Genomic DNA, 5,164 nt, shown 5'->3' on the forward strand with positions numbered 1-5,164 from the left:
GCAGTCCATCACGTTCGCCAGCAGCAGCGGCATGATCGGGGTCCGCAGCTGCGAGATTTCGGTCACCGACGAGGCCAGCGTCACCAGCAACGTGGCGGTCCAGCATGTCGCGGTCGGCGCCGGCAGCAGCCAGAACGCAATCGCTGGCACCACAGGCAACGACACCCTGAGCGGCACCAGCGGCAGCGACTTCCTGTTTGGCGACGCCGGCAACGACACGCTGGCCGGTGGTGCGGCCAACGACATCCTGGCGGGTGGCGCAGGCGACGATACCTACGTGATCGACCGTAGCGACGGCAGCGACAGCATCACTCAGGGCGACATCGCCGATGCCTCGACCTCAACCGACATCCTGCGCTTCTCTACCGGCGTGGCCTTCGACCAGTTGTGGTTCCGGCAGGCCGGCAACGACCTGCGCATCGACGTGATCGGCGAGGCCGCCAGCAGCGTCTACCTGAAGGACTGGTACGGCGACAGCAGCCGCCGGATCGACAGCATCGAGACGGTGGATGGCAGCCACAGCCTGTCGGCGGCCAATGTCGCCAATCTGGTCTCGGCGATGGCGAGCTTCAGCCCGCCGACGGCCGGCCAGATGACACTGGCCGCCGCCGGCCTCGACGACGACCTGAACGGCGTGCTGGCCGCGAACTGGGGCTGAGGCTGCGGAATGACATTTATGGTTCGCGAATATTTTGTATGCGCCGTTCTCAATCGCCCGGCAGCATCGTGATATGGCCGGGCTGGCTGGCCACGCGGGCGAGCCAGGCGCGCAGGGCCGGGTAGGGCGCCAGGTCGTGATCGGCCTCGTCGGCGCGGTGCGTATAGGCGTAGAGCGCGATGTCAGCGATGGTGTAGCGGTTGCCGACGAAGAAGTCGGTCTTGGCCAGCTGCTGCTCCATCACGCCGAGCGCGGCGCGGCCCTTCTCCAGCCGCTCGGGCATTTCCGCCATGCGCGGATGCGTGCGGCCCAGATGGCGCAGGATCCAGCGCGGCGTGGCGACGTAAGGCTCATGGCTGTACTGCTCGAAGAACAGCCATTGCAGCACCTGCGCCTTCAGCAGGCGGTCGGACGGCCAGTAGGGCGTGCCGTCGGCGAGGTAGCAGAGAATGGCATTCGACTCAGGCAGGACCGTGCCGTCGTCGAGTTGCAGCGCCGGGATGCGGCCGTTCGGATTCCTCGCGAGGAAGTCCGGCCTGCGCGTCTCGCCCTTGTCGAGATCGAGTTCGATGCGGGTATAGGGGATGTTCAGCAGCGCCAGCAGCAGGCGGCATTTGTAGCCGTTGCCGGAATCGAGATAGTCGTAGAGCGTCAGCATCAGGCGGCGGCCTCCACGCTGCCGCTCTCGCGGCCATGGGCATAGGCGAGGCCCTCATCGGCCCAGCCGGTCATGCCGCCGATCATGATCTTGACGGCATAACCGAGTGTGGCGAGTTTCAGCGCGGCCTTGTCGGCGCCATTGCAATGCGGCCCGGCGCAGTAGGTGACAAACAGCGTATCGGCCGGCCAGCTGCGCGCCATGCGGTCCGCCGTGATGTCGGCCTGCGGCAGGCTCAGCGCGCCGGGCACATGCGCCTGGGCATAGGCGTTGCGGCCGCGCACATCCAGCAGCACGAAATCCTGCTGGCCGTGACTGAGCGCGAGATGCACGTCGGAACAGTCGGTCTCGAAGGCGAGCTTGCCGCTGTAATGCCGGATTGCCTCGGCGGCGGGGGCGGCGGAAGTGGCGGCGACGGGGCTGGGCATGGCTTGAATCCTTGAATCGGCAGTGACGCTGCAGCCTCGCCTAAGCCCCGCTAATCGACAACCGAGAGTTTCTCGCTGGAAGGCTTAGGAAAGCTAAGCCATACTGGGCCATGCGCCGTCGCCTGCCGCCCCTCAATGCCCTGCGCGCCTTCGAGGCCGCCGCCCGCCATGGCAGTTTCGCGCTGGCCGCCGCCGAGCTCGGCGTCACGCCGGCGGCGGTCAGCCAGCAGGTCAAGGCGCTGGAAGAGCAGCTGCAGCTGCCGCTGTTCCTGCGCCAGGCGCGCGGGCTCAGCCTCACCAATGCCGGCCGCGCCTATCTGCCCGGCCTGACCGAGGGCCTCGACCGGCTCGCCGCCGCCACCGCGCACTTACGCGAGGGTCAGGCCAGCGGCACGCTGACGCTGACCATGCTGGCCTCGTTTGCCGCCGGCTGGCTGGTGCCGCGGCTGGGGAACTTCCGCCGCCAGTATCCCGGCATCGACCTGCGCATCGACACCACGCGGCGGCTGGTCGATTTCGCCCGCGAGGATGTCGATCTGGCGATCCGCTTCGGTGCCGGGCCGTTCAAGGGGCTGGACGCCGTGCCTCTGCTGGACGAGGAGCTGTTTCCGGTGGCGAGCCCGGCGCTGCTGCATGGCGCGCTGCCGCTCAACCGTTTCGCCGATCTGGCGCAGCACCAGCTGCTGCATGACATGGACGCGCATCCCGCCCAGCCGTGGATGAGCTGGCCGCGCTGGTTCGAGCGCGAAGGCCTGGCCGCCGCGCCGGCGGAGCGCGGCCTGTTCTTCACCGATTCCAACGTGCTGGTGGCGGCGGCCGTGGCGGGCCAGGGCGTGGCGCTCGGCCGCGCGCCGCATCTGGGCGAGCATCTGGCGAAGGGCCGGCTGGTGCGATTGTTCGAACAGAGCTGGAAGTCGGACTGGCGCTATTACATCGTCGGCCCGGCGGCGCAGTTCAGGCGGCCGCTGGTGAAGGCGCTGGTCGACTGGCTGCTAGAAGAAGCCAGTCACCGCGCCGATTAGTCACCACGATTGAGCAGCGCCAGCTGCGGCGTGCCGCGCAGATCGCTGTCGACACCATCGACGAAGCGGCGGAAGCGATCGTATTCGCGGCCGTCCAGCTTGCGGCCCGAGGGGAAGCGCACGCCGGTCGGATTGATCTGCTTGCCGTTCTGCATCACTTCGTAATGCAGATGCGGCCCGGTGGAGCGGCCGGTGGTGCCGACCGAACCGATGATCTGGCCCTGGCGCACGCGCTGGCCGTTCTTCACGCCGAGCCGGCTCATATGCGCATAGGCGGTGGCATAGCCGTTGCCGTGCTTGATGCGGACATACTGGCCGTAGCCGCCGTTCCAGCCGGCCATCTCCACGACGCCGTCGCCGGCGGCCTGGATCGGCGTGCCGGTCTGCGCGCCGAAATCGACGCCCTTGTGCATCAGGCTGAAGCCGAGGATCGGATGGCGCCGCATGCCGAAGCCCGAGGTGAGCCGTGCGCCGTCGATCGGCGTGCGCAGCAGCGCCTTGCGCACGCTGGAGCCCGCGGGCGTGAAGTAGTCGGCGTCGCCGCCATCGGTGGGCTGGTAGAAGTAGTAGCGCAGCTCGCGGCCCGACAGCGTCATCGACGCGGCGGCGATGCGGCCGGTCTTCATCGTCTTGCCGGCATCGTCGTGATGGCGCTCGAAGAAGAGTTCGAAGCGATCGCCGGGCTGCACTTCGCGCTGGAAGTCGACATCGTAGGAGAAGATGCGGATGAATTCGCTGAGCAGCGCGTTGTTCAGTCCCGCGGCGATGCCGGCGTTATACAGACTGTCGTCGATCTGGCCGGCGACGCGCGCGCGATCGACATTGAATTCGCGGATCACTTCATTGGCGCGGAAGCCGGTGTCGCTGCGCACCACATTCACTTCGCGCTCGATGCTGGGCGACAGCGACAGCTCGAACAGACGATAGCTGTCGGCATCGTTGCGTTCGAAGGTGAGCGTGATCTCCTGGCCGACTTTCAGTTTGCGCGGATTGAATTTCGCATGCAGGGCATTGATCGCGGCCTGGCTGTCGGACGGTTCCGCGCCGGCTTCGGTGAGCAGCTGCATCAGCGTATCACCGGGCGCGACGGCAACCTTCTTCAGCACCTTCGCCGGCAGCAGATCATCGGGATTGAAGGCGCTGGGCCACCAGGAATCCGGCTCGCTGACGAAATTCTCGAGCGCCGGCGCCAGGCGATAAGCATCGGCCACGGCCTTTTCGACGGCCTGGCCGGGATCGAGCGCGGTAAAACTGCGATGGACGGGGCTGTAGATCAGCGACGCGGCAACAATAACGGCAGCCATGGCGGCGCCGGGCAGAATCACTTTCGGGTTCCGCAGGGCCCTGGAAACGGCTAAGCGGTTGGAATCAAACAACTTAGGCAATACGAATCCCCCGTATCCGGTACGCGCCCCCCGTCGGGCGCTAAGACTATTGCCGGCGGGGAGTCGGGGGTCAAGAAATTATCGCCGCGGCCCCGGCGGGGCGCCGGGGAAATTATCGGCCTGACCGCCAGGGATTCGGCGCAATCTCCTTACCAAATCTTGTGGATAAATCGGCACTTATCCCCATTTCGTGGGGTATGTATTTTTTTTGAAATTAGCCGTTGACGGCATGGGGTGATCTGAATATAAACCGCCCCACGACGCGGCCGGACGGTGGTCCCAGAGTAGCGTAAGGGACACACGGAACGGCAGCGTCTTTTCTGTCTCTAAAGGGTACGAACCCTGTGGATGACGGGGATGCCGCAAGGCAGACAAGCCCACACTGGTGGGTGAGCCGGGAAACCGGTTTGTTGTTGGACATCGTAAATCGGAATGGAAGAGATGCGTGGGCGGCGGTGCCGATCACACATGATCTCTAGACCTTCGGGTCGACAGATCGAGTGGATCAAACCGATTGCTCAAGCATCACTTAGTAAGGTGTCGGTGCTGTCTCACGACGGTATCGACAAATGCTATGCGATCTTGCCATGACCCCCGGCCCCAGTCTGGAAACAGACGCAAGGCTGATCATGGTGAGTACAGTAAGAGTAATCGGGATATCTCAAGTCAACTTGAGAGTTTGATCCTGGCTCAGAACGAACGCTGGCGGCAGGCCTAACACATGCAAGTCGAACGCTCCGCAAGGGGAGTGGCGCACGGGTGAGTAACGCGTGGGAATATGCCCTTCGGTTCGGAATAACACAGGGAAACTTGTGCTAATACCGGATACGATCTACGGATGAAAGATTCATCGCCGAAGGAGTAGCCCGCGTAGGATTAGCTAGTTGGTGAGGTAATGGCTCACCAAGGCGACGATCCTTAGCTGGTCTGAGAGGATGATCAGCCACACTGGGACTGAGACACGGCCCAGACTCCTACGGGAGGCAGCAGTGGGGAATATTGGACAATGGGCG

General features: G+C 64.8%; 4 protein-coding genes, 1 rRNA gene and 1 pseudogene. 3 read left to right on the forward strand and 3 right to left on the reverse strand.

The features are described 5' to 3' along the window. A pseudogene (locus OJJ21_RS16615) lies at positions 1 to 658 on the forward strand (hypothetical protein); the annotation flags it as partial. A gap of 49 nt (positions 659 to 707) precedes the next feature. Here the strand turns inward: OJJ21_RS16615 and OJJ21_RS16620 are convergent. Both OJJ21_RS16620 and OJJ21_RS16625 read right to left on the reverse strand, forming a co-directional pair. Beyond that, positions 708 to 1,316 carry a glutathione S-transferase family protein gene (locus OJJ21_RS16620; protein ID WP_297687905.1) on the reverse strand — a complete coding sequence of 203 codons (609 nt, stop codon included), beginning with the start codon at positions 1,314 to 1,316 and terminating at the stop codon, positions 708 to 710. Beyond that, complete coding sequence (locus OJJ21_RS16625; protein WP_297687908.1) at positions 1,316 to 1,744, reverse strand: rhodanese-like domain-containing protein; 429 nt, start codon at positions 1,742 to 1,744, stop codon at positions 1,316 to 1,318. The genes OJJ21_RS16620 and OJJ21_RS16625 overlap by 1 nt, the downstream gene beginning before the upstream one ends. A gap of 110 nt (positions 1,745 to 1,854) precedes the next feature. On the opposite strand from OJJ21_RS16625, the gene gcvA reads away from it, so the two are divergent. Next, complete coding sequence (gcvA, locus tag OJJ21_RS16630) at positions 1,855 to 2,766, forward strand: transcriptional regulator GcvA (protein ID WP_297687910.1); 912 nt, start codon at positions 1,855 to 1,857, stop codon at positions 2,764 to 2,766. On the opposite strand, the gene OJJ21_RS16635 is transcribed toward gcvA, so the two are convergent. Then, positions 2,763 to 4,091, reverse strand: a complete 1,329-nt coding sequence (locus OJJ21_RS16635) for a peptidoglycan DD-metalloendopeptidase family protein (RefSeq protein WP_297687912.1) — start codon at positions 4,089 to 4,091, stop codon at positions 2,763 to 2,765. The two genes, gcvA and OJJ21_RS16635, sit on opposite strands and share 4 nt — an antisense overlap. A 727-nt stretch (positions 4,092 to 4,818) precedes the next feature. On the opposite strand from OJJ21_RS16635, the gene OJJ21_RS16640 reads away from it, so the two are divergent. Further along, a 16S ribosomal RNA gene (locus OJJ21_RS16640) occupies positions 4,819 to 5,164 on the forward strand; the annotation flags it as partial.

The organism is Ferrovibrio sp. (genome assembly GCF_025869515.1).
Taxonomy (GTDB): Bacteria; Pseudomonadota; Alphaproteobacteria; order Ferrovibrionales; family Ferrovibrionaceae; genus Ferrovibrio.

Excerpts from the sequence above, each read along its gene's own strand:
- OJJ21_RS16620 (WP_297687905.1), bottom strand. The coding sequence starts at position 1,316 with ATGCTGACGCTCTACGACTATCTCGATTCCGGCAACGGCTACAAATGC.
- OJJ21_RS16625 (WP_297687908.1), bottom strand. The coding sequence starts at position 1,744 with ATGCCCAGCCCCGTCGCCGCCACTTCCGCCGCCCCCGCCGCCGAGGCA.
- gcvA (WP_297687910.1), top strand. The coding sequence starts at position 1,855 with ATGCGCCGTCGCCTGCCGCCCCTCAATGCCCTGCGCGCCTTCGAGGCC.